22 protein-coding genes are annotated in these 22,378 nt (G+C 54.2%); 14 read left to right on the forward strand and 8 right to left on the reverse strand.

Annotated features, from left to right (window positions below; genetic code table 11):
- Positions 1 to 41 precede the first annotated feature (41 nt).
- The 6 genes from V6D20_11240 (at position 42) to V6D20_11265 (ending at position 4,389) form a co-directional block, all read left to right on the forward strand.
- A complete protein-coding gene (locus tag V6D20_11240; protein HEY9816357.1) occupies positions 42 to 560 on the forward strand; it encodes a phycocyanin subunit beta in 519 nt (172 codons plus the stop codon).
- A gap of 92 nt (positions 561 to 652) precedes the next feature.
- Positions 653 to 1,141 (forward strand): phycocyanin subunit alpha, encoded by a 489-nt coding sequence (cpcA, locus tag V6D20_11245; GenBank protein HEY9816358.1) that lies wholly within the window; start codon positions 653 to 655, stop codon positions 1,139 to 1,141.
- 211 nt (positions 1,142 to 1,352) lie between these two features.
- Entirely contained in the window at positions 1,353 to 2,225 is an 873-nt protein-coding gene (locus V6D20_11250; GenBank protein ID HEY9816359.1) for a phycobilisome linker polypeptide, read from the forward strand.
- A gap of 293 nt (positions 2,226 to 2,518) precedes the next feature.
- Positions 2,519 to 2,770 carry a phycobilisome linker polypeptide gene (locus tag V6D20_11255; protein ID HEY9816360.1) on the forward strand — a complete coding sequence of 84 codons (252 nt, stop codon included), beginning with the start codon at positions 2,519 to 2,521 and terminating at the stop codon, positions 2,768 to 2,770.
- Positions 2,771 to 3,625: a HEAT repeat domain-containing protein gene (locus V6D20_11260; protein HEY9816361.1), complete on the forward strand. Its 855-nt coding sequence runs from the start codon at positions 2,771 to 2,773 to the stop codon at positions 3,623 to 3,625.
- A gap of 101 nt (positions 3,626 to 3,726) precedes the next feature.
- Positions 3,727 to 4,389 (forward strand): HEAT repeat domain-containing protein, encoded by a 663-nt coding sequence (locus tag V6D20_11265; GenBank protein ID HEY9816362.1) that lies wholly within the window; start codon positions 3,727 to 3,729, stop codon positions 4,387 to 4,389.
- Positions 4,390 to 4,589: 200 nt separating this feature from the next.
- Here the strand turns inward: V6D20_11265 and V6D20_11270 are convergent, their stop codons facing one another.
- Both V6D20_11270 and dnaG read right to left on the reverse strand, forming a co-directional pair.
- A complete protein-coding gene (locus V6D20_11270) occupies positions 4,590 to 5,219 on the reverse strand; it encodes a hypothetical protein (protein HEY9816363.1) in 630 nt (209 codons plus the stop codon).
- Between the two features lie 415 nt (positions 5,220 to 5,634).
- A complete protein-coding gene (dnaG, locus tag V6D20_11275) occupies positions 5,635 to 7,542 on the reverse strand; it encodes a DNA primase (GenBank protein ID HEY9816364.1) in 1,908 nt (635 codons plus the stop codon).
- A 693-nt stretch (positions 7,543 to 8,235) separates the two neighbouring features.
- On the opposite strand from dnaG, the gene V6D20_11280 reads away from it, so the two are divergent.
- Positions 8,236 to 9,582 (forward strand): N-acetylmuramoyl-L-alanine amidase, encoded by a 1,347-nt coding sequence (locus V6D20_11280; protein ID HEY9816365.1) that lies wholly within the window; start codon positions 8,236 to 8,238, stop codon positions 9,580 to 9,582.
- Positions 9,583 to 9,690: 108 nt separating this feature from the next.
- Here V6D20_11280 and V6D20_11285 read toward each other — a convergent pair whose 3' ends face one another.
- The 3 genes from V6D20_11285 to murC all read right to left on the reverse strand — a co-directional run bounded on the left by V6D20_11285 (position 9,691) and on the right by murC (position 13,091).
- Positions 9,691 to 10,041 (reverse strand): YbaB/EbfC family nucleoid-associated protein, encoded by a 351-nt coding sequence (locus tag V6D20_11285; GenBank protein HEY9816366.1) that lies wholly within the window; start codon positions 10,039 to 10,041, stop codon positions 9,691 to 9,693.
- A gap of 324 nt (positions 10,042 to 10,365) precedes the next feature.
- Positions 10,366 to 11,379 carry a UDP-N-acetylmuramate dehydrogenase gene (murB, locus tag V6D20_11290; GenBank protein HEY9816367.1) on the reverse strand — a complete coding sequence of 338 codons (1,014 nt, stop codon included), beginning with the start codon at positions 11,377 to 11,379 and terminating at the stop codon, positions 10,366 to 10,368.
- Between the two features lie 203 nt (positions 11,380 to 11,582).
- Positions 11,583 to 13,091: a UDP-N-acetylmuramate--L-alanine ligase gene (gene murC, locus V6D20_11295; protein HEY9816368.1), complete on the reverse strand. Its 1,509-nt coding sequence runs from the start codon at positions 13,089 to 13,091 to the stop codon at positions 11,583 to 11,585.
- A gap of 775 nt (positions 13,092 to 13,866) precedes the next feature.
- Between murC and nadD the strand changes: the two genes are divergently transcribed.
- Genes nadD through V6D20_11310 form a run of 3 tightly spaced genes read left to right on the forward strand, consistent with a single transcriptional unit; the run spans position 13,867 to position 15,734 of the window.
- Complete coding sequence (gene nadD / locus V6D20_11300) at positions 13,867 to 14,535, forward strand: nicotinate (nicotinamide) nucleotide adenylyltransferase (protein HEY9816369.1); 669 nt, start codon at positions 13,867 to 13,869, stop codon at positions 14,533 to 14,535.
- A 9-nt stretch (positions 14,536 to 14,544) separates the two neighbouring features.
- Complete coding sequence (locus V6D20_11305; protein HEY9816370.1) at positions 14,545 to 14,685, forward strand: hypothetical protein; 141 nt, start codon at positions 14,545 to 14,547, stop codon at positions 14,683 to 14,685.
- Between the two features lie 35 nt (positions 14,686 to 14,720).
- The gene (locus V6D20_11310; GenBank protein HEY9816371.1) at positions 14,721 to 15,734 is read left to right on the forward strand and encodes a type I glyceraldehyde-3-phosphate dehydrogenase; all 1,014 of its coding nucleotides are present in this window, start codon (positions 14,721 to 14,723) and stop codon (positions 15,732 to 15,734) included.
- A 132-nt stretch (positions 15,735 to 15,866) separates the two neighbouring features.
- On the opposite strand, the gene V6D20_11315 is transcribed toward V6D20_11310, so the two are convergent.
- Positions 15,867 to 16,574, reverse strand: coding sequence for a response regulator transcription factor (locus tag V6D20_11315; protein ID HEY9816372.1), 708 nt, complete (start codon positions 16,572 to 16,574; stop codon positions 15,867 to 15,869).
- A gap of 912 nt (positions 16,575 to 17,486) precedes the next feature.
- Between V6D20_11315 and V6D20_11320 the strand changes: the two genes are divergently transcribed.
- Positions 17,487 to 18,092 carry a CPP1-like family protein gene (locus V6D20_11320; GenBank protein ID HEY9816373.1) on the forward strand — a complete coding sequence of 202 codons (606 nt, stop codon included), beginning with the start codon at positions 17,487 to 17,489 and terminating at the stop codon, positions 18,090 to 18,092.
- 39 nt (positions 18,093 to 18,131) lie between these two features.
- Here the strand turns inward: V6D20_11320 and V6D20_11325 are convergent, their stop codons facing one another.
- Together V6D20_11325 and V6D20_11330 are read right to left on the reverse strand one after the other, a co-directional pair.
- Positions 18,132 to 18,824, reverse strand: coding sequence for an HAD family hydrolase (locus V6D20_11325; protein HEY9816374.1), 693 nt, complete (start codon positions 18,822 to 18,824; stop codon positions 18,132 to 18,134).
- A 434-nt stretch (positions 18,825 to 19,258) separates the two neighbouring features.
- Positions 19,259 to 19,702, reverse strand: a complete 444-nt coding sequence (locus tag V6D20_11330; protein HEY9816375.1) for a universal stress protein — start codon at positions 19,700 to 19,702, stop codon at positions 19,259 to 19,261.
- Between the two features lie 109 nt (positions 19,703 to 19,811).
- On the opposite strand from V6D20_11330, the gene V6D20_11335 reads away from it, so the two are divergent.
- From V6D20_11335 to V6D20_11345, 3 genes are all read left to right on the forward strand, one after another.
- Positions 19,812 to 19,952, forward strand: coding sequence for a hypothetical protein (locus V6D20_11335; GenBank protein ID HEY9816376.1), 141 nt, complete (start codon positions 19,812 to 19,814; stop codon positions 19,950 to 19,952).
- On the forward strand, positions 19,952 to 21,493 hold the full coding sequence (locus tag V6D20_11340; GenBank protein ID HEY9816377.1) for an alanine/glycine:cation symporter family protein: 1,542 nt from the start codon (positions 19,952 to 19,954) through the stop codon (positions 21,491 to 21,493). Before V6D20_11335 ends, V6D20_11340 begins: the two co-directional genes overlap by 1 nt.
- 152 nt (positions 21,494 to 21,645) lie before the next feature.
- The coding region (locus V6D20_11345; protein ID HEY9816378.1) for a hypothetical protein at positions 21,646 to 22,378 on the forward strand (733 nt) is incomplete at its 3' end.

The raw sequence follows: 22,378 nt of genomic DNA on the forward strand, positions 1-22,378 counted from the left end.
CAAATCAAGCTCAAATCGAGTCAATCTTTAGGAGATTTCTGATGTTTGACGCATTCACTAAGGTTGTTTCTCAAGCAGACACCCGTGGCGAATTCCTATCCACCGCTCAACTAGACGCTCTTGGCGCCATGGTTGGCGACAGCTTCAAGCGGATGGACGCTGTAAACCGCATCACCAGCAACGCATCCAGCATCGTTTCCGACGCTGCTCGTGCATTGTTTGCTGAACAGCCTCAGTTGATCGCTCCTGGCGGCAACGCTTACACCAGCCGTCGTATGGCTGCTTGCTTGCGCGATATGGAAATCATCTTGCGCTACGTAACCTACGCTATCTTCTCTGGTGATGCCAGTGTTCTAGAAGATCGCTGCTTGAACGGTCTACGCGAAACCTACGTTGCTCTAGGTACCCCCGGTGCTTCCGTGGCTGCTGGCGTGCAAAAGATGAAAGATGCTGCTATTGCGATCGCTAACGACCGCGCTGGTATCACCCCCGGCGACTGTAGCGCTCTGATGTCTGAAATCGCTGGTTACTTCGATCGTGCTGCTGCTGCTGTTAGCTAATAGCAATGCTTGCGCTGAGGCTCTTGCAGTCCCAGCGGGTATCCATACACGTTTGTTAGTAGATCTTGCAAAAATTAGGGAGATATTGATCGATGAAGACCCCTCTAACCGAAGCAGTAGCTGCTGCTGATTCTCAAGGACGTTTCCTGAGCAGCACCGAAATCCAAATCGCTTTTGGTCGTTTCAAGCAAGCCACCGCTAGCTTGGAAGCTGCTAAGGCTTTGACCGCTAAGGCTGACCAGCTCACCAGCGGTGCAGCTCAAGCAGTTTACAACAAGTTCCCTTACACCACCCAAATGCAAGGGCCCAACTACGCTTCGGATCAGCGTGGTAAGGACAAGTGCGCTCGCGACATCGGCTACTACCTCCGCATGGTCACCTACTGCCTCGTTGCAGGTGGAACTGGTCCTATGGATGAGTACCTAATCGCTGGTATCGACGAAATCAACCGCACCTTCGAACTATCTCCTAGCTGGTATGTCGAAGCTCTCAAGTACATCAAGGCTAACCATGGCTTGAGCGGTGACCCTTCTGTTGAAGCAAACTCCTACCTTGACTACGCAATCAACGCGCTAAGCTAGGCGCTTATGTTTGCCCGGGAAGGCATGCAGTTGTTGGCTCAGGCTGATAATTGTTTGACTTTCCGGGCATTGTTGTATCTAGATCTGTTGAGATCAGATACGCAAGCCGTTGTAGCACCGTCCATTGGCGTAGCGTTAAGGTTATCTAGCCCAATCCTTATCGCCATAACTAGTTTTTGGGTGAATTGGTGTTTAATCAGGAGACAACACAGTGGCTATTACAACAGCATCCGGGCGTTTAGGTACGTCCGTATTTGCTTCGACCTCTCCCGTTGAGCTTCGGGCAAACTGGAGCCAAGATGATGCCAAAGCCGTCGTTCGCGCGGTCTATCGTCATCTTTTGGGGAACGACTATTTGATGAAGTCTGAGCGTCTTACCAGTGCCGAGTCCCTTTTGGTGAATGGATATATCACCGTTCGGGAATTTGTGCGCTGTGTCGCAAAGTCTGAGCTATATAAAGAGAAGTTTTTCTACTCCAACTTCCAAACTCGTGTCATCGAGTTGAACTACAAGCACCTATTGGGACGCGCTCCTTACGATGAGTCTGAAGTGATTGCTCACCTCGACTTGTATGAGCAACAAGGCTTTGATGCTGACATCGACTCCTACATTGACAGTGAAGAATATCTAGCGAACTTTGGCGAGAACATTGTTCCTTACTACCGTGGGTTCAACACTCAACGGGGTCAAAAAACGGTCGGGTTTACCCGGATGTTCCGTCTCTATCGCGGCTATGCCAACAGCGATCGCGCCCAGTTAGAAGGCAAAGACTCTCGTTTGGCCTCGGAACTAGCGCGCAATTCCGTGTCGGCTGTTGTGGGCCCATCGGGCAGCCATGATGGTTGGGCATACCGCGCCGCTAACTCGGGCGACACCCCCAACAATGCCTTGGGTGGTGGTACTCCCTTTGGCTCCGCTGATCGGATCTTCCGCATTGAAGTCTCGGGTATGCGCTCCCCTGGGTATCCCAGAACTCGTCGGAGTAGCACGGCGTTCCTCGTTCCCTACGAGAAACTGTCTGCGAAGCTTCAGCAGATCAACAAAATGGGCGGTAAAGTCGCCAGCATTACCCCTGCTAGCTAAGAGCTACGGGCGTGAAGAGTAGGAGAAGCGGCATCTGTGGAGTCTAGCGGCCCATTGCTTCGACATCACAAGCGAACCCTGAACCATCGCGGTATCATGGATCCGTTGCTGATGCCGCATTCATCCTACTCTTATACGTTAACATAGCTTAATACAACTACCGGTGTTTGCCGGAGCTAGGGCAGGGTTGTTCCTTGCCTAAGCTGGGGTAGGTGCTGTGGTTAATCCCCTAGCGATCGCTACGCTAGGTAAGCTACGGCAGTGTTACTTAACCAGGAGAGATCTGAATTATCATGCTTACTGCATCCGCAATTGGTGGTTCTAGCACACCCTCAGGAAGTCGTGTGTTTGTTTATGAGGTTTCTGGTCTGCGCCAGACCCGTGAGAATGATAAGAACGACTACCCCATTCGTAAGAGTGGCAGTACCTTTATCAAGGTTCCCTATGCTCGCATGAACGACGAAATGCGTCGTATTGCTCGTATGGGTGGACAGATTGTCAGTATCCGTCCGCTAGACGCTGATGATGCATCCACGGACGAATAAATGAGTGTCTCTTCAGACCAAGATTCTGGACTCAGGTCTTCGGCTGAAACGGCAGTCGATGCGGGTTCACTCACGATGGAACAGGCGATCGCTAATCTGCAACAGCGTCAAGATTTGAGCTTGCGCTACTATGCAGCCTGGTGGTTAGGCAAGTTTCGGGTGAGGGAGCCCGCTGCTGTTGATGCCCTGATGGCAGCTCTAGATGATGATGACGACCGCGCCCCTGATGGCGGGTTTCCCCTGCGACGCAATGCGGCCCGCGCCTTGGGAAAATTGGGCGATCGCCGGGCTGTGCCTGGGCTAATCACCTGTCTCCACTGTGACGATTTTCATGTCCGCGAAGCGGCGGCCCAAGCCCTAGAACAATTGGGCGATCGGTCTTGCGTGCCAACCTTGACGGCCCTCCTCGCATCACAGGTGGGTAAGTCGTCTGGGCTAGGTCTCGATCAACCCTACGATTCGATTCTGGAAGCGTTGGGCACCTTGCAGGCCACCGAGGCGCTGTCAGCCATTCAACCTTTTTTAGATCACGACATTCCCCGAGTGCGCTACGCAGCAGCCCGAGCTATGTATCAGCTAACCCAGGAGGCATCCTACGGAGATCTGCTGGTGGCAGCACTCCAAGGGAATGACCTGCAGTTGCGACGCTCGGCTCTGATGGATCTGGGTGCATCGGGCTATGTGGCGGCAGCTCCAGCGATTGCCCAAGCGCTAGCGGAAAATAGCCTGAAGTTAATTGCTCTGCAGGGATTGCTAGAGCATCAACTCCAGGGCGATCGCTTGCCAGCAACCCAAGACTTGACGCTCTCCGATACAGCCTGTGAGCTACTCAGTCTAATGGATACCTTGCTTTAACCTGGCCTATCCCCCAAGTGGCATCAGCCTTGGATGATGGGTTCATGGATAAAAGTTTATGGATGATATGTTCTAGGATTCGTTCAGTTGGATGACCTTGTATGACCCTTCCCCTATCCCCCTCATCCAATGCTCAGGCGCTGATTCAGGCGGTGGAACAGGCGACATCGCCGGTGGCGCTGCTGCTGGCGGTGCGATCGCTGGCGGAGTTGCGATCGGTGGACGCTATTCCAACCCTGATTCAAGTATTGGGCTATAACAACCCCGGAGCCGCCGTTGCTGCTGTGGATGGGTTGGTGAATCTCGGCGATCTAGCTGCTCCGGTCATCCTAGATCAAATTGATGGCTATAACTATGGGGCAAGGGCTTGGGCGATTCGGGCCCTATCGCGCATTGGGCATCCTGACGCTCTCGATACGTTGACCGAAGCTGCTCGCCAAGACTTTTCCCTCAGCGTTCGTCGGGCGGCAGCCAAGGGGTTGGGTACGCTCCGATGGGCCGTTCTGCCCCCAGAGCAACAGCGTCCGGTTCAGATGCAGACCTTGGAGACCCTAACGGCGGTCTGTGCCGATGGGGAATGGGTGGTGCGCTATGCGGCGATCGCTGGACTGCAGGCCCTAGCGACGGCGCTTGATCCTGCCGATTCGGCCGTGGCTGATATTTGCTGCCTCTTGCAGCAGCAGGCTGACACCGACGAAACCCTAGCGGTGCAGGCGCGGGCTCTGTGGGCTATGCAGGCGATCGCCCCCGAGGGCAAAGCCTAATGGTCAGGGCTAGATGATAATTCCATATTCTAGGGACAGCGATTCAGGCACAGCCACGCTTCATGTCCAGTGTCAACTAACCATCAACCAACCAACAACAACAAACCGCCCCCGCCTGTAGTGATGGCGTGTGGGGCGGTTTGTTGATTGACCAGCAGGTAAGACAGATTCCGCAGATTATGGACGTGTGAGGTGAGGGCTTAAGAGGGGTTGGACTCTGAGCGAGGCATTTGGGCGATGGAATAGCGGGCGATCGCTAAGCTGAGGCGGGCTTGTTCGATGCCAGATAATTCTGTCCAAGCAGCACAGCGCATGGTTCGTAGGGCAGCTTCTAGGGAATCAGAGTTGGAGTCTCGCATGGCATAGGCATAGGGACGGGCAAGCACTTGCCAATCTTCGTTGGCCATGGTGGGCAAACAGTCTTGCACACATTGAATCAGTTGCTCTTCAAGGGCCAGACCGCTGGCCGCAACCCGCTGGGCCACCTGAATAATGTGATCCACGATCGTCTGGGGGACGTCTACAGAAAGGGCTTGGTGGATACGGCTCTGGAGTGTTTCCGCCATGGAAGGGTTGGCAGTAGACGCCCAGAGCTGCTCCATCACTTGTCCTAGGGATTCAGCCCGTTGATCCAACTCATCCGACCAGCCTAGGGCGATCGCATCTTGCTCTAGGTGCTCGAAGTAGGCGTCTGACTCGGGTGCAGCCGGATTCCAAGGATAGACGGATGCATCAGCATCTTCTTCGAAGGGAGTCGTCTCTAGGAATAGGGCCAGAAGGTCTAGCTCTGCTTGATAGTGCATGTTGAGGGATAGGGAATTGCCTGCCATGAATCTGCTCCTGCGTGGGTTAGTGGAATCTAACATCGGTATCTACAAGTGCGATCGTGCCCGTTCCGCACAACCTCGTGAACCGATTAGAATTTTTGATCCAAAAGGCGAGGACAGCCTCTCCCGTAGCGCAGCTCTGCTCAGATTTTACTCCCACCTAGCCCTAGATGCCTAGCTATTTTCTAGGAAACAGCCGGTTGATAAGCAACGAATCATGAACGTTTAGGCAGGATATGTGTTCGATGACCGGATGGCGATGGATGACAGGATCCCTTAATTGAGGTCGATATGAGGTCGATACCATGCGGTTGAATGTTCGGATTCCACTCCCGTTCGCTTGCCTCTCATCATGCCTCGACAGGTCATCTACACCCACCATGCATGGCCACATCCTGTCTGTGGCACAACGGGGCATCTAGAGGGACGGTGTTTGCGCTAGGTCTTCAAAGCTGGTGCGGCGCTGCTCCTCTTGCAGTTCTCGAATGCGCTGCTTCTCGGCATACATTTGCCGTTGATAGTCGTAGGCGCGATCGGGTTCTTGGTCGCAGTCGGTTTCTTTCCAGCGGGTGTTGAGATGGCGAAACCGTTTTTCACACATCACCTGTTCGATCGCCGCTGCTGCACCCCGAACCACCAGGGGCGCACGCAGAACATCGCGCTGCGTCTTTTCATCCAGTTGGAAAATATGTTGAATGGTTTGCAACTGCCCAGGAATGCTGGCGTAGTGATCATGCACGCGATCTATCAAGGCGGTATCGGCTTCGATCGGGTGGGTTTGGAGTTGATGAATCACCTGCCAAAGCTGGCGATGGTAGCTCATGCCAAAGTCGAGGTCGCGCTCATTCATGGTGGCAACGATCAGGGGCCGATGGTCTGGAAGATGCAGATAAATCCGTAGGAGTTGGGCTTCTGATTCATCCATGAGGGAGCGATCGCCCGGCCGCTGCCATTTCCGCGATCGCCCGTGCCAGCGCTGTCCTCGCACTTGGTTGCGCAGGTCGTCTTCCAAGCGCACCACCATGCGGGCATCCCCTTGGCTGAGCAGTTCGGCGCAGCGGTGAATATAGTGGGTGCGCAGGGCCGCATTGGGGAGATTGCCCAGCAGCTTCACCATGCTTTGGGTGGCTTGCTGGAACTGATCGGCTTGATTGAGATCGGCCTCTAGCAAGGTCTGCTGCAACTGCCAGTCGAGCCAGAGGGGGGCGGTGTCTAGGAGGGTCTGATAGTCTTCTGCATGGTGGGTTTTGAGGAACTCGTCGGGATCCTTGCCTTCCGGCATGGTCAACACCCGCAGTTGCACATCCCCCCGATAGGCCAGATCCGCCACCTCACCAATGGCTCGCTCGGCGGCCCGGACGCCTGCCGTGTCGGCATCGAAGTTGAACACCACCTGCTTAGATTCGGTGTAGCGCAGAAGCTGACGAATTTGGTCAACGCTCAGGGCGGTTCCTAGGGAGGCTACAGCATTCTCGATACCGGCGGCATGGAGGGCAATCACGTCGAAATAGCCCTCGACGACGACGGCGCAATCTTGTTTGGCGATCGCTGCTCGGGCTTTATCCAGCCCAAATAGGGTTTTGCCTTTATCAAAAAGATCCGTTTCAGGAGAGTTTAAATACTTCGGTTGATCATCTCCAAAGGCGCGCCCCCCAAAGGCAATCACCCGCCCCTGGGTATCGTGGATGGGGATCATCAAGCGATCGCGGAAGCGGTCATAGTAGCCATCTTGCCCCTGGCGAGGAATAATCAAGCCAGCCTTTTCTACCAGTTCGGCTGGGTAGCGCTTTTGTTCCACCAGATAGCCATAGAGGGTCTGCCAGCCCGCTGGAGCATAGCCCAACTGAAACCGCTGCATGGTGCGATCGCTGAGATGGCGGGACTCCTGGAGGTACTTCAGGGCTGCCTCGCCTGAGGACTGATGCAGGGCATGTTCATAAAAACGGGCCGTGAGCGCCACAATTTCATACAGCTGATCCCGCAGGGATAGCTGTCGCTGAAGTTCTTGGCGCTGGGCAGGTTCTAGGGTTTTAACCGGGACTTGGTAGCGCTTGGCCAGATCTAGGACAACGTCACTAAAGGAGCGCTTCCCCAGCTCCATCAAAAAGGTGAGGGCATTGCCGCCGGCACCGCAGCTAAAGCAGTAGTAAAACTGCTTGCTAGGACTGACGCTAAAGCTGGGGGATTTATCATCGTGGAACGGACAAAGGCCCGTGAAATCTTTACCGCGCTTGCGCAGCACCACGTGGTCGGAAACGATATCGACAATATCGGCCCGTTCCTTAACGGCATCAATAGTATCAGGATGAAGGCGAGGGATGTCCATGGCGAGCTAGTAGGCAGGGGCGATCGCCCAGGAAGATGAGGGGGACTGGGAAGCCGCTAAATCATCACGGTGAGGGTCACGGTTCGGATGCTGATCGTGAAGCTACAGCTTTCTACAGGCAAACCGTTCTAGAGATATTTATCCTAGCGAGGGGATCTGGATTCGGTTGACGAGACAGCTAACGGGCACGAGCCATCTTGTACAGCGATCGCCTCTAGTCAAGTAACGGGAGGATGCCTGGAGGTGCCGGTGACGCTGATGATGAATGGGTGGGTACTCTATATCTAGCGCCACTATACGAGAAAATCCTGGGGATGTGCAAGGGCGATCGCCGGTCACAACATCAGTCTAGGCTTGGTTCAGGGTTTTTGTGGGGGCAACGACGATAGCGGCACGACGATGGGCATCCCTCCATCAAGATTCATCGACAAGTTCGCCCGAATCCATACATATGGTAGTAAGCTAATGGGCACTTCTGACCATACTTTCCGCACCATATTTTCGCACCATACTTTTCGTACAGGACGGATGAGATGGGGCGATCGCCTCTAGACCGTGAGTGCCCTAGGGTGGTTAAGATGTCTGCGGACTGGGGTGCCCTCATGCTCTAGGCGATCGCTAAGCTGCTTGGGGGATCGCTCAGTTGCTCCACTCAGCCATCTCATCCGTCAACAGAACCGTAGAGGACAGCACATGGGACGTATTTTTATCTCGGCCGGTCATGGGGGGACAGACAATGAACTGCTCGACCCAGGCGTTGTTGTAGGCGACACCACCGAAGCCCAAGAGATGATTCAAATTCGAGATCTGGTGGTTGCAGAGCTGCGATCGCGGGGTTTTGATGTGTTGGCGGTGCCTGATGACCTCGGTCTTGTGCAGTCGATTGACTGGATCAATGCCCGTGGACGATTTGGGGATGTGGCGATCGAGATCAATGCGGATGCCTATACCAATCCAGAGGTGCGCGGGGCCAGCGTCTACCACATTGCTAATAACCAAGAGCGCCGCCGCCATGCAGAACTGGTGCTCTTTGCCATGCTGCGCCGCTTGCCGGGTTATGTGAGTCGCGGAGCCCGCCCTGATACCACAACGTCTGTAGGGCGGTTGGCTTTCTGCCGATGGGTGGTCTTGCCCTCGTTGCTCATGCAGGTGGGGTTTCTCACCAATCCTGATGATTTGCGCGTGCTGCAAACCCAGCGGAATGATGTGGCGCTGGGCATTGCTGATGGGTTGGCATCGTGGAGTCGTGCTCTCACCCAGGGCAGCACCCCTGATTCCAGCTATCCGCTCATTGATATTCAGCTCAACGGCTCACCCTACGGCGATCGCGGTATTTTAGTCAACGGTAATTCTTATATCCCGGTGGCGTTGGTGGATCAACTGGGCATTGACCTGTCGTCTGCTCCCGATGTGCGCCGGATCCAGCATCACAACATTGTGTATATCAAGGCGATTGACCTGCGGGATTTCAACATTTCTGTGGGCTGGGAGAAAGAAACGCGCACCGTGACCCTACGCTCGATTCTCACCATCTGCCCTGGTGCCCTAGATCGGATTATGGGCCATGGCAATGTCCGAGACATGCAGTTGCTGATGTTTCTGAAAGCCAACAATGAAAATGTGGTGGAAACCTTTGCCAACCTGCCCAAATACTATCGAGAAGAGGGGAGCGTGGAGGGCGTCAATTATGACATCGCCTTTTCCCAAATGTGTCTGGAGACCAACTTTTTGCAGTTTGGCGGCGAGGTGTTGCCAGAGCAATATAATTTTGCCAGTCTTGCCAGTGCTAATGCTGAAGAAGTGGCTGCAACCTTTCCTAGCCAACGGGTGGGGGTGCGTGCTCATATTCAACACCTCAAAGCCTATGCCAGTCAGGAACCCTTGGTGTATGAACAGGTTGATCCCCGGTTTAACTTTGTCACGCGCGGGGTTGCTCCGCTGGTGGATCAGTTAAGCGGACGATGGTCGGCAGATCCAGGCTATGGCAGCAAAATTATGGCAATTTTGAAGCGTCTTTATGAGTCAGCCGATCTACTGTGATGGACGTTGATGCTTAGTCTGGGCACAGCGGAGACGTAGCTGTGCTACGCCCCGCGTTGTCTGTCCCTGGAATCCGATCTTGGACGAGGGACGCGGTCGGGATGTGCATTACATCCCCGGTAGGTTCAAGCCTCCGGTGAGTTCTTCCATGCGCTCGCGCATGGTGGTGGTGGATTTCTCGTAGGCATCTTTCATCGCTGCCAAGACGAGATCCGAGAGCATCTCTGCACCTTCATTGAGGGCCTCAGACGTCACTTCAACCCGACGAGGTTCTTGGTTACCGCTGAGGAAGACTTTGACCTGTCCGCCTGCCGATGTTCCTTCAATTTCTAGCTCTTCTAGCTCTTGCTGCAGCCGTCGAGCGCCTTCTTGCACCTGTTGGGCTTTTTTGAACGCATCGGCAAGCTCTTTCATTTTGCCAAGACCAAAGCCGCCGCCAAATCCCTGTCCTTGCGTCATAGTTCTCTCGTTACCCATTGTGTTGATCATAGTATGTGTCTCTGTATTGTTCAGGGGAGCAACGTGCTCATCCGAACATTCAGAGCCCTGCAACCTTTGACTTCGGAGTTGATGCCGTCGCGTCATCAGCTGGGGGGCTGGAGGAGGCGATCGCTGCTGTCCAAGGTCAATGAGCGGTTGCGCTAAAATTGTACTGCCAAGATCCGTCAAGAGCGAACAGCATCCCTAGAGACAAACGCTCCAATCGTCGATGCTCTTGGCCAGTCCTGCCCTCTTATCTTAGCGGCTGGCGTGATCAATGCCCGCAAAAAACGGCTAGACGGCTTAGAACTCACCCAGCAGTCTAACTTCGGGTTCTAGGGTCATAGACCATTGATGGTAAACCGTCTCTTGAACATGATGAATTAAGTGGAGAATGTCGCTGGCGCTAGCACCACCACAGTTCAAAATAAAATTGGCATGGCGCTCGGCCACCTGAGCACCACCAATTTGGTAGCCTTTCAGCCCCGCCTGTTCAATTAACCAGCCAGCGCTGTAAGGTTGGGGATTACGAAAGACGCTGCCACAGCTAGGCAGGTGGTAGGGCTGGGTGGTACGCCGCCGCTCTAGGTGCTCGGAGGTTTGCTCTAAGACAAACTGAGCATCGGCACCGGGCTTGAGCTGGAGGGTGGCTTGGGTGACTAAGCGGCGATCGCCCTGGAGGTTGGAGGTGCGATAGGCGTAGCCCAATCCAGATGGGGCCACTTGGTTGAGGCTATGGTCGGGAGACAGCACTAGGGCAGACACCAAGATGTCTTCCATGGCCAACCCGTGGGCTCCAGCATTCATGACCACCGATCCTCCCAAGCTGCCGGGAATGCCAACAGCCCACTCTAGCCCTTGCCAGCCTCGATGGGCGGCTTGCCAAGCCAGTTTCGCCATCGGCACACCAGCTTCCGCTGTAATGAGCCCGTCGTCGTGAAATTGAATGCTGCGTAGGTATCGAGTGGAAATGACGAGCCCAGGTACGCCCTGATCGCTGACTAAGAGGTTGGAGCCTGCTCCCAGTAACGTAATGGGGACAGATTGGCGATCGCCCCAATCGAAGCTAGCGTATAGCTCATCCATGGTGCGTGGTGTCACATAAAACTCCGCGGGGCCGCCTACCCGAAATGAGGTCAAACCAGACAGCGGAACCCGTTGCTTAATGAGGCAGTCGTAACCCTCTAGCGGAATTGGATCACGCTGTGCTCCAATCGGTGTAAACCTTGACGGAGAAGCACCCTCCCCTAAAGGCACAACCGAGCGCGTAAGCTGGGATGCCTGGTGCCGAACGGGAGGGTCTTGAGATAGTGTCATGATTGCACAGGTTGTAGAATGCGTTGACATAAAGTTAGAAGGCGCTGATCGAGCAGGCTTAAAAACGGGGACTGCTCAGCGCATGGTTCGCACCCTGGTTAGAGTCTGTCAAGGTAGGACGTGACGGGTACCCAAGAGACTGTCTGGGGACTGATTCCTCACTGTGATACGCGCGCGATATAGATACAGGTCACAGATAGTAACTACAGGGCTGCTTGGGCTGGCTCAACGTAGTCTTCATAAAAACGAACCAAATCTGGGATGACTTGGTTTAAGTTACCAGCGCCTAGAAATAAAACTAGATCGCCAGGAACTAAATGAGTTTCTAAGTAGTGCACGATATCATGTAGTGTCGGCTGATACTGAACATGGGAGTGCTGGCTGGCGATCGCCTCTGCCAAGGCTCGTCCTGTAACGCGACCGAGATTAGACTCTCCTGCGCTATAGATGTCGGTAGACACTACCAAATCAGCATTCCCAAAGGAGCGAGAAAACTCTTCCATAAAGGTTTCCGTGCGGCTATAGCGATGGGCTTGAAACACCGCTACAACTCGACGGCGATCGCCGGAAGGCAGCTCGGCCCGCAGGCGTGCTGCTGCAAGCGTCGCTTCAATTTCGCTGGGGTGATGGGCGTAGTCGTCAATAAAGGTAATGCCGTGGGCGTCTCCTCGATGTTCGAAGCGCCGTCGGGCTCCTTCAAAGGTCAGTAGACTATCGGCAATGTCTTCAAACGAGACGCCCAAGCATCGGCTAGCGGCAACCGTTGCCAAGGCATTACTGAGATTATGGGTGCCTAAAATCGACAGGGTAAGGCGACCAAGACGCTCTCCGCGCTCCCAAATATCGGCGGAGGTGCCTTCTGATCCATAGATCACGTCGGTGACGGTGTAGTCAGCCTGTTTATCGGGATTGAGACTATAGGTGATGTCGGGTTGGAGCGATCGCTCGACGGCTTCAGAATCAATGCAAGCGACTAGGGTCTGGCACTGACTGGCAAACTGCTGAAAGATGCTAATCACCTCGTCTAATGTGGTGTAATGATCAGGGTGATCTAGCTCAATATTCGTCACAATGCCAATTTGGCCGCGCAGTTTGACGAGGGAGCCATCCGACTCATCTGCCTCTGCTACCAAATATTCACCCCGGCCAGAGCGAGCATTACCACCCCATGCGTTCACCTCACCTCCCACCACAATCGTGGGATCGAGCTGGGCATTGAGCAAAAGATATCCGAGCATACTGCTCGTTGTGGTTTTGCCGTGGGTTCCAGCTACCAAGATGCTGCGATATTCATCGGTTAAAGCTGCCAAAATGTCTGATCGGTGGAATACAGGACAGCCTAAATCAAGGGCAGCTTGATATTCGGCATTGGCTGTGCTGATAGCTGTCGAACAAACAACTTGGGGCAGGTAATGCTCAGCTAGGGACGATGAGACGGCGGTCGTCACCGTTCCTTCAAGATCCGAACTCGTAGTTGCTAGACGCGATCGCTCTGCTTCCGGGCAATAGTAATGCAGATTCGTTGCGTCTTGGCTCCAAAAAATGTGGGCACCTTCTTCCTGGAGCCGCTGAGTGATATGACTCAATCGAAGATCAGAACCGGAGACTGGTAAGTTTCGTTTGGCCAAGATGTAGGCGAGGGCCGACATTCCAATTCCACCGATACCGATGAAATGAAACGGCCTCCCGCTGAAATCAACGGAATTCAGCATTCTAGCTCCTTAAACACCACACCACACCGATAACACGCGCTATCATAACAAGAATTACACGTTTGCGAAATCGCTGAAGTCAATTACTCAACTAAGATTTCAGGTATTATGCAGCCTGGCTCTGGTGCTAGATTCCTCGTTCTTCGATGGTTTGAGCACTCGGGGAGCCATAAGTATTTGTGCGGATATTAGATGGTTTCGTGGTCGGATAGTCCGTTACGTTTCATCGCGCATCCGCGAGCTGCGGTTGTTGAACAGCAGGTGATCGATCTTACTGGATTGTCAGGTTAGACAGGTTAGAGAAGACGTCTAGGGGGCGGCCCCTGTTTTGCGAGTTGGTAGCGGGACGTTTCACCAAGCCTACCGTCTATTCCCCATAATTGATACCGATGATCACTATCTAGCAAAGTTTGGGAACAACCTTGCTGCTCTCTGCACCTTCAAACGTGGGCTACAAACCACCACACCTAATAGGGTAGAGGTTGGAGGATTCCTAGACGACTAGATGCTTGTGAGTGGGCTCTCAGATGGAGGCATCGAGACCTGAACTCTGATGGTTTTTTTGTACTTCGGGAGCGATCGCCCCTGATCCGTACATTCGTTTGAAACGTTTGAAAATTGTTCTTGAGTATATGCGGCTTCTTGGCAATATGGGTAAGATTGCAACGCATTGTTGAGTCCATGCAGCCATTCCAAACGACATATGTTTCAAACGCCATCAATGGCCAATGCATGGGTTTTGGATGCAAGCCGCTCTCCTCTCCCCTGAATCACCGTGGTTGCTCCCTCGTCTCTCCGCCCCCAACGGCTGGCGCTTTTGGGCGGCGCATTTAACCCACCCCACTGGGGACATCTTCAGCTAGCACAGGCAGCCTACGACCAAGGGCATGTGGATCAGGTGCTGTGGGTGCCAAGCTACAGTCCTCCCCATAAATCTGATCCAGCCTTGCCGAGTTGGCAGCAGCGGATGCAGTTGGTAGAGCTGGCGATCGCCCCCTATCCTCAATTTCACCTATGGCACCCCCCGAACCTACCGCCGCCTCGCTATGGGGTTGATCTGTTGCACACCCTGCAGCAGCAGTATGCTCCCCAAACCCAATGGGTTTGGATTGTCGGATCCGATACCTTTCAAACCCTGCCCCGTTGGTATCGCGTGCTTGAGGTTGCCCCCAAGTGCGACTGGTTGGTGGCACCTCGCCTTGGGGATCCGTCTGGGGAAGATTCAGCCGTCCATCCTCAGCAGCTTTGCCAGCAGGTGGGGGAGCAGGTTGCCCAGATCTTGCGTGATCAGGAGGTGGATCTCACCTGGCGCTGCCTCGACATGCCGGTGATACCCATGTCCTCCACCGATATTCGTCAACGATGCCGCGATCGCCAACCGATTGATCATTTGGTTCCAGGTGCGATCGCCACCTATTTGAACGACCAACCGTTATATTACTAGGGCCCGTTCATGCTTCTGGAGATTGAGAAGTGGCTTGATTTTTTGGGAATCGAGCGATCGCCCATGAATGAAGGAATTGGCCCTAGTTTCTGCCCCGATCCCCTATTGAGACGGGTACACCTAAAAGTGTATGATTTGATTCAACAATAGCGATTAACAATAGTACATACAGAGGGCAAGGCGCAGTGATTAGAGTAGCGATTAACGGTTTTGGACGCATCGGACGTAACTTTTTGCGGTGTTGGCTGACGCGTAGCGATAGTCAGCTTGATGTGGTTGCTATTAACGATACATCTGATCCAAAAACCAACGCCCATCTTCTTAAGTATGACTCTATGCTGGGCAAGCTGGATGCAGATATTGAAGCCGCTGAAAACGCCATCATTGTCAACGGCAAGACGATCAAATGCGTCTCCGATCGCAACCCTCTTAACCTCCCTTGGAAAGATTGGGGTATTGACCTGATCATTGAATCGACAGGGGTGTTTGTTTCTGAAGAAGGTGCGTCTAAGCATATCGAAGCCGGGGCCAAGAAAGTCTTGATTACGGCACCGGGTAAAGGCGGCAACATTGGTACCTTCGTGGTAGGCGTGAACCACGATCAGTACAAGCACAGCGACTACAACGTGTTGAGCAACGCAAGCTGCACCACCAACTGCCTAGCACCTGTGGTCAAGGTCATTCATGAGCAGTTTGGCATCATCAAAGGCACCATGACCACCACCCACAGCTACACGGGTGACCAACGCATCCTAGACGCTAGCCACCGCGACCTCCGGCGGGCTCGGGCTGCTGCTGTCAACATTGTGCCCACGTCAACCGGTGCAGCTAAGGCCGTGGCATTGGTTCTGCCTGACCTAAAGGGCAAGCTCAATGGCATCGCCATGCGGGTGCCCACCCCTAACGTTTCTGTCGTGGATTTGGTGGCGCAAGTGGAAACCAGCACCATTGCAGAACAGGTGAACCAAGCGCTGAAAGAAGCGTCTGAAACCAGCCTCAAAGGTGTTCTAGACTATACTGACCTGCCCCTAGTCTCGTCGGACTACCGCAAGACGGATGCCTCCTCCATCGTGGATGGCCAGCTCACCATGGTGATGGGCGGTGACATGGTGAAAGTGATTGCCTGGTATGACAACGAATGGGGCTACAGCCAACGGGTGGTTGATCTCGCTGAAGTGGTGGCTCAACGCTGGGAATAAGCGGTAAGCGATCGCCTCGACCTTAAATGAACAGCGTAAAGGGGACACCGTAATGGCGTCCCCTTTGCTTTGACATTCCCTTAACATGAGGTGTCTTAACGTTAGAGATGCGGATATTCGGCTGTGCTGCTGCTAGCCCCCTGAGGCCATTTCCGGAGCCTCAAACTTATAGCCAACTCCACGTACCGTTTGGATCAGTGCTGGTTGAGTTGTGTCGATTTCAATCTTTTTGCGGATTTGCCCGATATGGACATCTACAACCCGCTGATCGCCCACATACTCGTAATCCCACACTTTTTGAATCAACTCTGCCCGTCGCCACACCCGTCCAGGGTTGCTGGCTAGAAAGTGCAGCAGGTCAAACTCTAAAGCAGTTAGCGCTACCAAACTGCCCTCCAGTAGAACCTCTCGGCGGACGGGATCGATCATGAGATTGTTGAACTTGAGGCGCTGTTGCTCTGCTGTGGTAACAGGGCGCTGGCGCTTTAAGATAGCTCCAACCCGTACCTCCAATTCTCCCAAGCTGAAGGGTTTGGTGAGGTAATCATCTGCCCCTTGGGAAAACCCACGGATTTTGTCAGCTTCGTCGGAGCGACTGGTGAGCATCAACACAAAAACACCCGTGCGATTTTGCATGTCTTGGCAAAGGGTATAACCCGTTGCATCGGGCAGATTCACATCCAAAATGACTAAGTCAGGATTGAACTGCTCAAAAATGGCCATCGCCGTTTTGCCATCTTCCGCAGATTCCATCTGGTAGTTCTGCTTGGAGAGGAAGCGATGGATGAGGGTGCGGATGGACGGATCGTCATCAACAACAAGAATTTTGGGTGAGCCCATGGCCGTGACTTAACTCAAAAGTAACGAACGTAAGCACTGGATATGACTAGGTTGATTAGCCGTCAGTCGATGAAACCATTGTAGAGAGAAGAGGCTAAAAACCGTTTCTCCACACCCTGAACTCTCGCTGTCATTCAGGGGGGCATGATCTTCTGAAGGTGCGGCTATCGACATAATCAAGATAGATCTCAGTGACATCAGTGAACTATGTGCGGTAGAGGTTGTTTTTAGGAACAAGACAATAGCAGATGCCTAATAACAACCTGAGATTTGAATCTAGGCTAGAGGACAGAGCCCACGTCAACGATTAGGATAGGATTTTGTAAAATCTAACATTTAGTTGCCTCTTCCCCCATAGCATATCAAGCGATCTTGGCATCGGCTTGGCTTGAATCTTAGATTCTTTATGTCTACCGTACCCTAGATATTCAAGAGATGAGAGGAATTGCGAATGAAACTAGGTGGTTGGTTAGAATAAATCCATTAGACTGCGTGAGTCTAGTCCAAAATTTCTAGAAATTCTCCATCGCCACACTTGGGTTAGAAGAGTATGATGCATGGAAGGTTCTAGAGTGGGTATGCTCGTCTCATCTACCTTGATTCAGCCTTTCTCCATGGCAGCAGGGGGAAAGACATAAATTGACAAGGGGAGGAGAGGTTGGGCGATCGCCCCTTTGGAAATCACAGGTCAACCTAGTTAATATCAAGAAAGCAAGAAAGATTTTGCTGACACTAATCAACCATACTGTACGCTGGCAAGGCTTAAAGGGAGGGCAGTAGGACTCTAAATAGTGGTTTTCTATCGAGTCATACAATTGTCAGGCAATTCCTAAAATCTTGTGGACAGTTTTCTTGCTGATCATAATTGACAATTCTAAATTAAGTACAGTGGGAGTCTTGCGGAGGTCTTAGATGAGAGAGCAAAGCGGTTATGAATTGCTCGGGGTCGGCGAAGATGCATCGTTTGAAGAAATTCAGCAGGCACGTGGTCGTCTGGTGGAAGAGTATAAAGACGATCGCAAGCAGTTAGAGGTGATTGAAACTGCCTACGACTCTGTGCTGATGGAGCGTCTACGCCTACGCCAAGAGGGCAAAATTCCGGTGCCCGATCGCATCCGGTTTCCCGAGCGCCAGGTGGTCGATGCTCCGGTGAAGTCAGAACCGGCGACATCGGTACAAACGCCGGATTGGCTCCAAGGCGTTTTGGATACACCCAGTCGCACGGATATTCTTTGGCCGGGGGGCGTCATGCTGGCCACGGCTGTGATTGGCGTCATGGCTCCGCCGGCGGCTCTGGCCATTGGCATTGGCGCTAGCATTTACTTCATTAGCCGCAAAGAACGTAAGTTTGGCCGGGCGGTCTTAATTACATTCTTGGGCTTCTTTGGGGGGGTCTTCCTGGGCTCATGGCTAGGGGGCGTGCTGCTCACCCAAGGACTGTCGAGCATTACTCCGGATGTGTTTGCCACGATGGTGACGCTGATTGCCCTGTGGCTGACGAGCAGTTTTTTCCGGTAGATGCCTGGGTGTTTCTGGCTGGCAGTAATCTCCTGGGGACTAGGGACTCATATTCTCGTGGTGTAGGACAAGATCAACGGCGGCGGCCAAGTTATCCACGATGAAGTGGGGGGCATGGTGGCTCAGTTGTTCACGGTTACGAATGCCCGATAGGACAGCGATCGCCTTAATGTTGTAACGATGGGCGGCGGCTAGGTCTGCCTCGGTATCACCGATCATCCAGTTGGAGGCGGGGGGTAGCTCTGCCATGGCCCGTTCCATCAAACGCGGCTTGTCTTCCACATCGGTGGTTTTCACATAATCGTTGCTGAGGCAATAGCGGCGATCGCTGGGGAAAAAGCGTCCGAGGTCATAGCGAGCAAAGGCGTCGTCTAGCTCTCGTTCTCGGCGCATGGTCATGACGGCTAGGTCGATGCCCAGGGACTGGATGCGTTCTAGGGTGGCGATCGCTCCCGGCACGGGCTGATCGTACTTGAGGTAGGGCAGGGTATGTACCGTTTTGCGGCGATATCGGGCAAAGATTTCCGCCTGTCTTTCATCGAGTCCAGAAATACGCCCAATCTGACGTTCGGGCACTTGGGCCCGCTTCAGTTCCCAAAAGTCTGCTTTGGATAGACAATTCAGCGGTTGATCTGGGCGACCCACCTGCTCTAGCCCAATTTGATAGACCTGGTAATAGCGCTCCGACACGTCCATGATCGGGCCGTCAAAGTCAGTGATAAGTCTTAGCATTCAGCGAAAGGTTGAGATGATCTAGGTTGCTGTTACGTTTTATCACAGACTGGGGCTCTGTAGATGTCGTCTGGAGCGATCGCCTCCTTGCTCCTGAGCTGTGAGTCCAACCAAGGTCAGGCTGTGTGCATGTGCGGGCAATACCCAGCTATCGTCTGCCGTTCACCGTTATGGAACGCCCATGAGACCGTCTAGGATGCTGCCCGTGGCTTTGTAGGGGGTGCCCTAGGGCAGCGATCGCCTGGTGGGGATCGGCGTTAGGCAATTTTAAAAGAAAAAAACCGGCAGAGTCTTAGGTCCACCGGGCTGTTAGTCAACTAGCACTCACGTTATCCGAGGGGTAGGGCAAATCGTCAGGATAGTCTGATTGGGTTGTTCCCCAAAACCAAACGTTTTATACCTCCTGCGAGGCCCGTGCCAACGAGGTCAACATCCTAGCGCCGTAAGACCAGAACTGGGCAGGGCGATCGCCGTACCACCCGTTCTGCAACCGATCCCAGCATCAAGCGGCCCATGCCCGTGCGCCCGTGGGAGGGAATCACAATCAGAGACATCTGCTGCTCTTTGGCATAGCGGATAATTTCGATGCTGGGGGTGCCGACCAGCACCGTAAACTGCACTTTCTCGTATGGCTTGCTGGAGAAGCGATCGCGAAAACTTTGCTCGACATGCTGTTGACGACTGGCGGTATTCACCGTTTGCCAAGTGATGCCGGGCTCCCCCGGACTCAGGGGTGGCAAGACATGCAGGACATGTAAGTGGGATGGATCGCCTACCCAGGTGAGGGCAGCGGCCTGGGCGGCAAAGGCGGCATCGGAGAAGTCAATCGGGACGAGGACGCGGCTGAGACCGCTGAGATTGATATCTAAGGGCTCCATCGTCATGCTCCTGATTTATGGTCAACCATGGGGGCGGGGATGCTGTAGGTCTCCCATCCTATTCTTGACAGTGACCTAGGTTAAAATGCGGTTAATTCCGTCAAGATTTGTGTCGTATCGGTCAGTTCTGGCTGCAGCGCGGCTGAGTCTGCCAGGTCTGGGCATCCCAGCGATCGCCCTTGACCGAGAAGCGATCGCTCCCCTAGGCAAGCTTCGACGGATCAGTTCCCTCATGTGTTTGGAGCCGTAGTGTCCTTGGATGATGGTGCTTGGCAGGAATGGGGTGGTGCTTGGGTCGAGGGTCTCGGTCAGGGCATCCACGTCTTAGATGATGGCTTCACCTGGTGGGTGGAGCGGGTGATATCCCCTGTGTTGTTCTACGATGCCGGCACGGGCATGCCTTTCATGGTGCTGTGGCTGCTGCTTGGTGGGCTGTTCTTCACCCTGCGCATGGGGTTGATTAACCTACGGGGCTTTGCCCATGCCATTGCGGTGTTGCGCGGCCGCTATGATGCGGCCGATGAGGTGGGGGAAGTCTCCCATTTCCAAGCTCTGTCTACGGCCCTGTCTGCCACCATTGGGCTGGGCAATATTGCTGGGGTGGCGATCGCCATCCACCTGGGCGGGCCCGGGGCCGTTTTTTGGATGACCCTAGCCGCTCTGCTGGGTATGAGCAATAAGTTTGTGGAATGTACCCTCGGGCAGATGTACCGGGTGGTGCGTCCTGATGGCACGGTGGTGGGTGGCCCCATGTATTACCTGTCGCAAGGGCTGGCGGAACGGGGGTTGGGGCGGCTGGGGCAGATTTTGGCGGGGATGTTTGCCCTGTTTTGCCTGTTGGGCACCTTGGGAGCCTCCACCCTGTTTCAAGCCAATCAATCCTATCAGGCGATCGCCACCGTGGTTCCAGCTCTTGCAGACTGGGACTGGCTCTATGGGGCGGTGTTGGCTGGCTTGGTGGGCTTGGTGCTGATCGGCGGCGTGCAGCGGATTGGCTGGGTGACCAGTCGCTTGGTGCCCTTGATGTGTGGCCTCTATGTAGGCGCGGCGCTGTGGGTGTTGCTGTCCCACGCGACAGAGATTCCGGGGGCGATCGCCACCATTGTGCAAGGTGCCTTTTCCCCACAAGCGGTGGAGGGGGGCTTTGTGGGGGTGCTGGTACAGGGATTGCGGCGATCGGTCTTTTCTAACGAGGCGGGCATTGGTTCGGCAGCGATCGCCCATGCGGCCTCTCGCACCCGTGAACCGATTCGAGAAGGAATTGTGGCTATGCTGGAGCCGTTTATTGATACGGTGATTGTCTGCAACATGACCGCCCTGGTGGTGATTATCACCGGCACCTATCGGGATCCTGATTTGGCGGGGGTGAGCGGGGCGGAGTTGACGAGCATCGCCTTTGGTTCGGTGATCAGTTGGTTTCCCTTAGTGCTGGCGATCGCCGTTTTTTGCTTTGCCTTCTCCACGGTGATTTCCTGGGGCTACTACGGCGAACAGAGCTGGGATTACCTGCTCGGCGATCTAGGGCGGCGCACCCATGGGCTGTATAAACTGCTGGTGTTGGCGGGGGTGTTTATTGGGGCGATCGCCGATCCGCAAGCGGTGATTGAATTTGGGGATGGCATGATGCTGTCTATGGCCTTGCCCAATCTGCTAGGGCTGTACCTGATGACCGGCAGGGTGACCAGGGAACTGCGTCGCTATATGACTCGCCTCAAGGCCGGAGCCTTTGAGCCCGTCTTGGTGCCCCAAACCGTTCCGGTTGAGCGATCGCCAGTGGATAGCCGTCCCTAGTACCGCAAGACAGAAGAATGAAGATAGAAAAACGAAAAAGACTTCCAGGACACACAAGGGTTCCTGCCTTAGCAACTAAGCGGGTTACTTCCGCCTCGGAGTACGAGTGCCTGCACAAACCTCGGTTGGTGATGAATAATTGAAATAGACCTGTGTGCCCTGACCCTGCCCAACCAGCGATCGGGAGTACCCTCCAGTCCTTTACCCTTCTGCCACTTGCCTTGAGCCTTCCCACCCCCATTCAGCTTGATACCCTAGACCTCCTGGAGTGGCCCCGCCTCTGCCAGCATCTGGCCACGTTTACGGCCACGAAGCTCGGAGCGGTTGCGGCCCGCCAGATTCGCATTCCGACGGCGTTGTCGGAAAGTATGGTTCTGCTTGCCCAAACCCAGGACATGGCTGAGCTAGAGCAGACCTTGAGCAGTCGGCTGTCCTTCGACGGCATCCAAGATATTGGCGACGCCCTCGAACGAGCGGCGCTGCTGGGCGTGTTGGGGGGAATGGAACTGCTGGCGATCGCCACCACCCTGTCCGGCGTGCGCAACCTGCGGCGCGTCATCGATGCCCATGCTGCCGTCCCGACGTTAAAAACCCTGGTCACCGATCTGCGTACCTATCCAGACCTGGAGCAGCAGATCCACCACTGCATTGACGATAACGGCCAGGTAGCTGACCGGGCTAACCCTGCCCTGCGCGGCATTCGCGACAGCATTCGCAGTTTGCGTAGCCGCATTTATGACCAATTACACCAGGTGCTCAACCGGCAAGCCAATGCGGTGCAGGAGCCGGTGATTACCCAACGGGGCGATCGCTTCGTGATTCCCATCAAAGCGCCCCAAAAGGATGCGGTGCCTGGCATTGTCCATGATGTATCGGCTAGTGGCG

The sequence above is a fragment of the Candidatus Obscuribacterales bacterium genome, assembly GCA_036703605.1.
Lineage (GTDB): Bacteria > Cyanobacteriota > Cyanobacteriia > RECH01 > RECH01 > RECH01.

Excerpts from the sequence above, each read along its gene's own strand:
- V6D20_11285 (HEY9816366.1), bottom strand. The coding sequence starts at position 10,041 with ATGACGCAAGGACAGGGATTTGGCGGCGGCTTTGGTCTTGGCAAAATG.
- V6D20_11280 (HEY9816365.1), top strand. The coding sequence starts at position 8,236 with ATGGGACGTATTTTTATCTCGGCCGGTCATGGGGGGACAGACAATGAA.
- V6D20_11330 (HEY9816375.1), bottom strand. The coding sequence starts at position 19,702 with ATGGAGCCCTTAGATATCAATCTCAGCGGTCTCAGCCGCGTCCTCGTC.
- murB (HEY9816367.1), bottom strand. The coding sequence starts at position 11,379 with ATGACACTATCTCAAGACCCTCCCGTTCGGCACCAGGCATCCCAGCTT.
- dnaG (HEY9816364.1), bottom strand. The coding sequence starts at position 7,542 with ATGGACATCCCTCGCCTTCATCCTGATACTATTGATGCCGTTAAGGAA.
- V6D20_11315 (HEY9816372.1), bottom strand. The coding sequence starts at position 16,574 with ATGGGCTCACCCAAAATTCTTGTTGTTGATGACGATCCGTCCATCCGC.
- V6D20_11325 (HEY9816374.1), bottom strand. The coding sequence starts at position 18,824 with ATGCTAAGACTTATCACTGACTTTGACGGCCCGATCATGGACGTGTCG.
- V6D20_11270 (HEY9816363.1), bottom strand. The coding sequence starts at position 5,219 with ATGGCAGGCAATTCCCTATCCCTCAACATGCACTATCAAGCAGAGCTA.
- cpcA (HEY9816358.1), top strand. The coding sequence starts at position 653 with ATGAAGACCCCTCTAACCGAAGCAGTAGCTGCTGCTGATTCTCAAGGA.
- V6D20_11255 (HEY9816360.1), top strand. The coding sequence starts at position 2,519 with ATGCTTACTGCATCCGCAATTGGTGGTTCTAGCACACCCTCAGGAAGT.
- murC (HEY9816368.1), bottom strand. The coding sequence starts at position 13,091 with ATGCTGAATTCCGTTGATTTCAGCGGGAGGCCGTTTCATTTCATCGGT.
- V6D20_11305 (HEY9816370.1), top strand. The coding sequence starts at position 14,545 with ATGCTTCTGGAGATTGAGAAGTGGCTTGATTTTTTGGGAATCGAGCGA.
- V6D20_11260 (HEY9816361.1), top strand. The coding sequence starts at position 2,771 with ATGAGTGTCTCTTCAGACCAAGATTCTGGACTCAGGTCTTCGGCTGAA.
- V6D20_11265 (HEY9816362.1), top strand. The coding sequence starts at position 3,727 with ATGACCCTTCCCCTATCCCCCTCATCCAATGCTCAGGCGCTGATTCAG.
- V6D20_11320 (HEY9816373.1), top strand. The coding sequence starts at position 17,487 with ATGAGAGAGCAAAGCGGTTATGAATTGCTCGGGGTCGGCGAAGATGCA.
- V6D20_11240 (HEY9816357.1), top strand. The coding sequence starts at position 42 with ATGTTTGACGCATTCACTAAGGTTGTTTCTCAAGCAGACACCCGTGGC.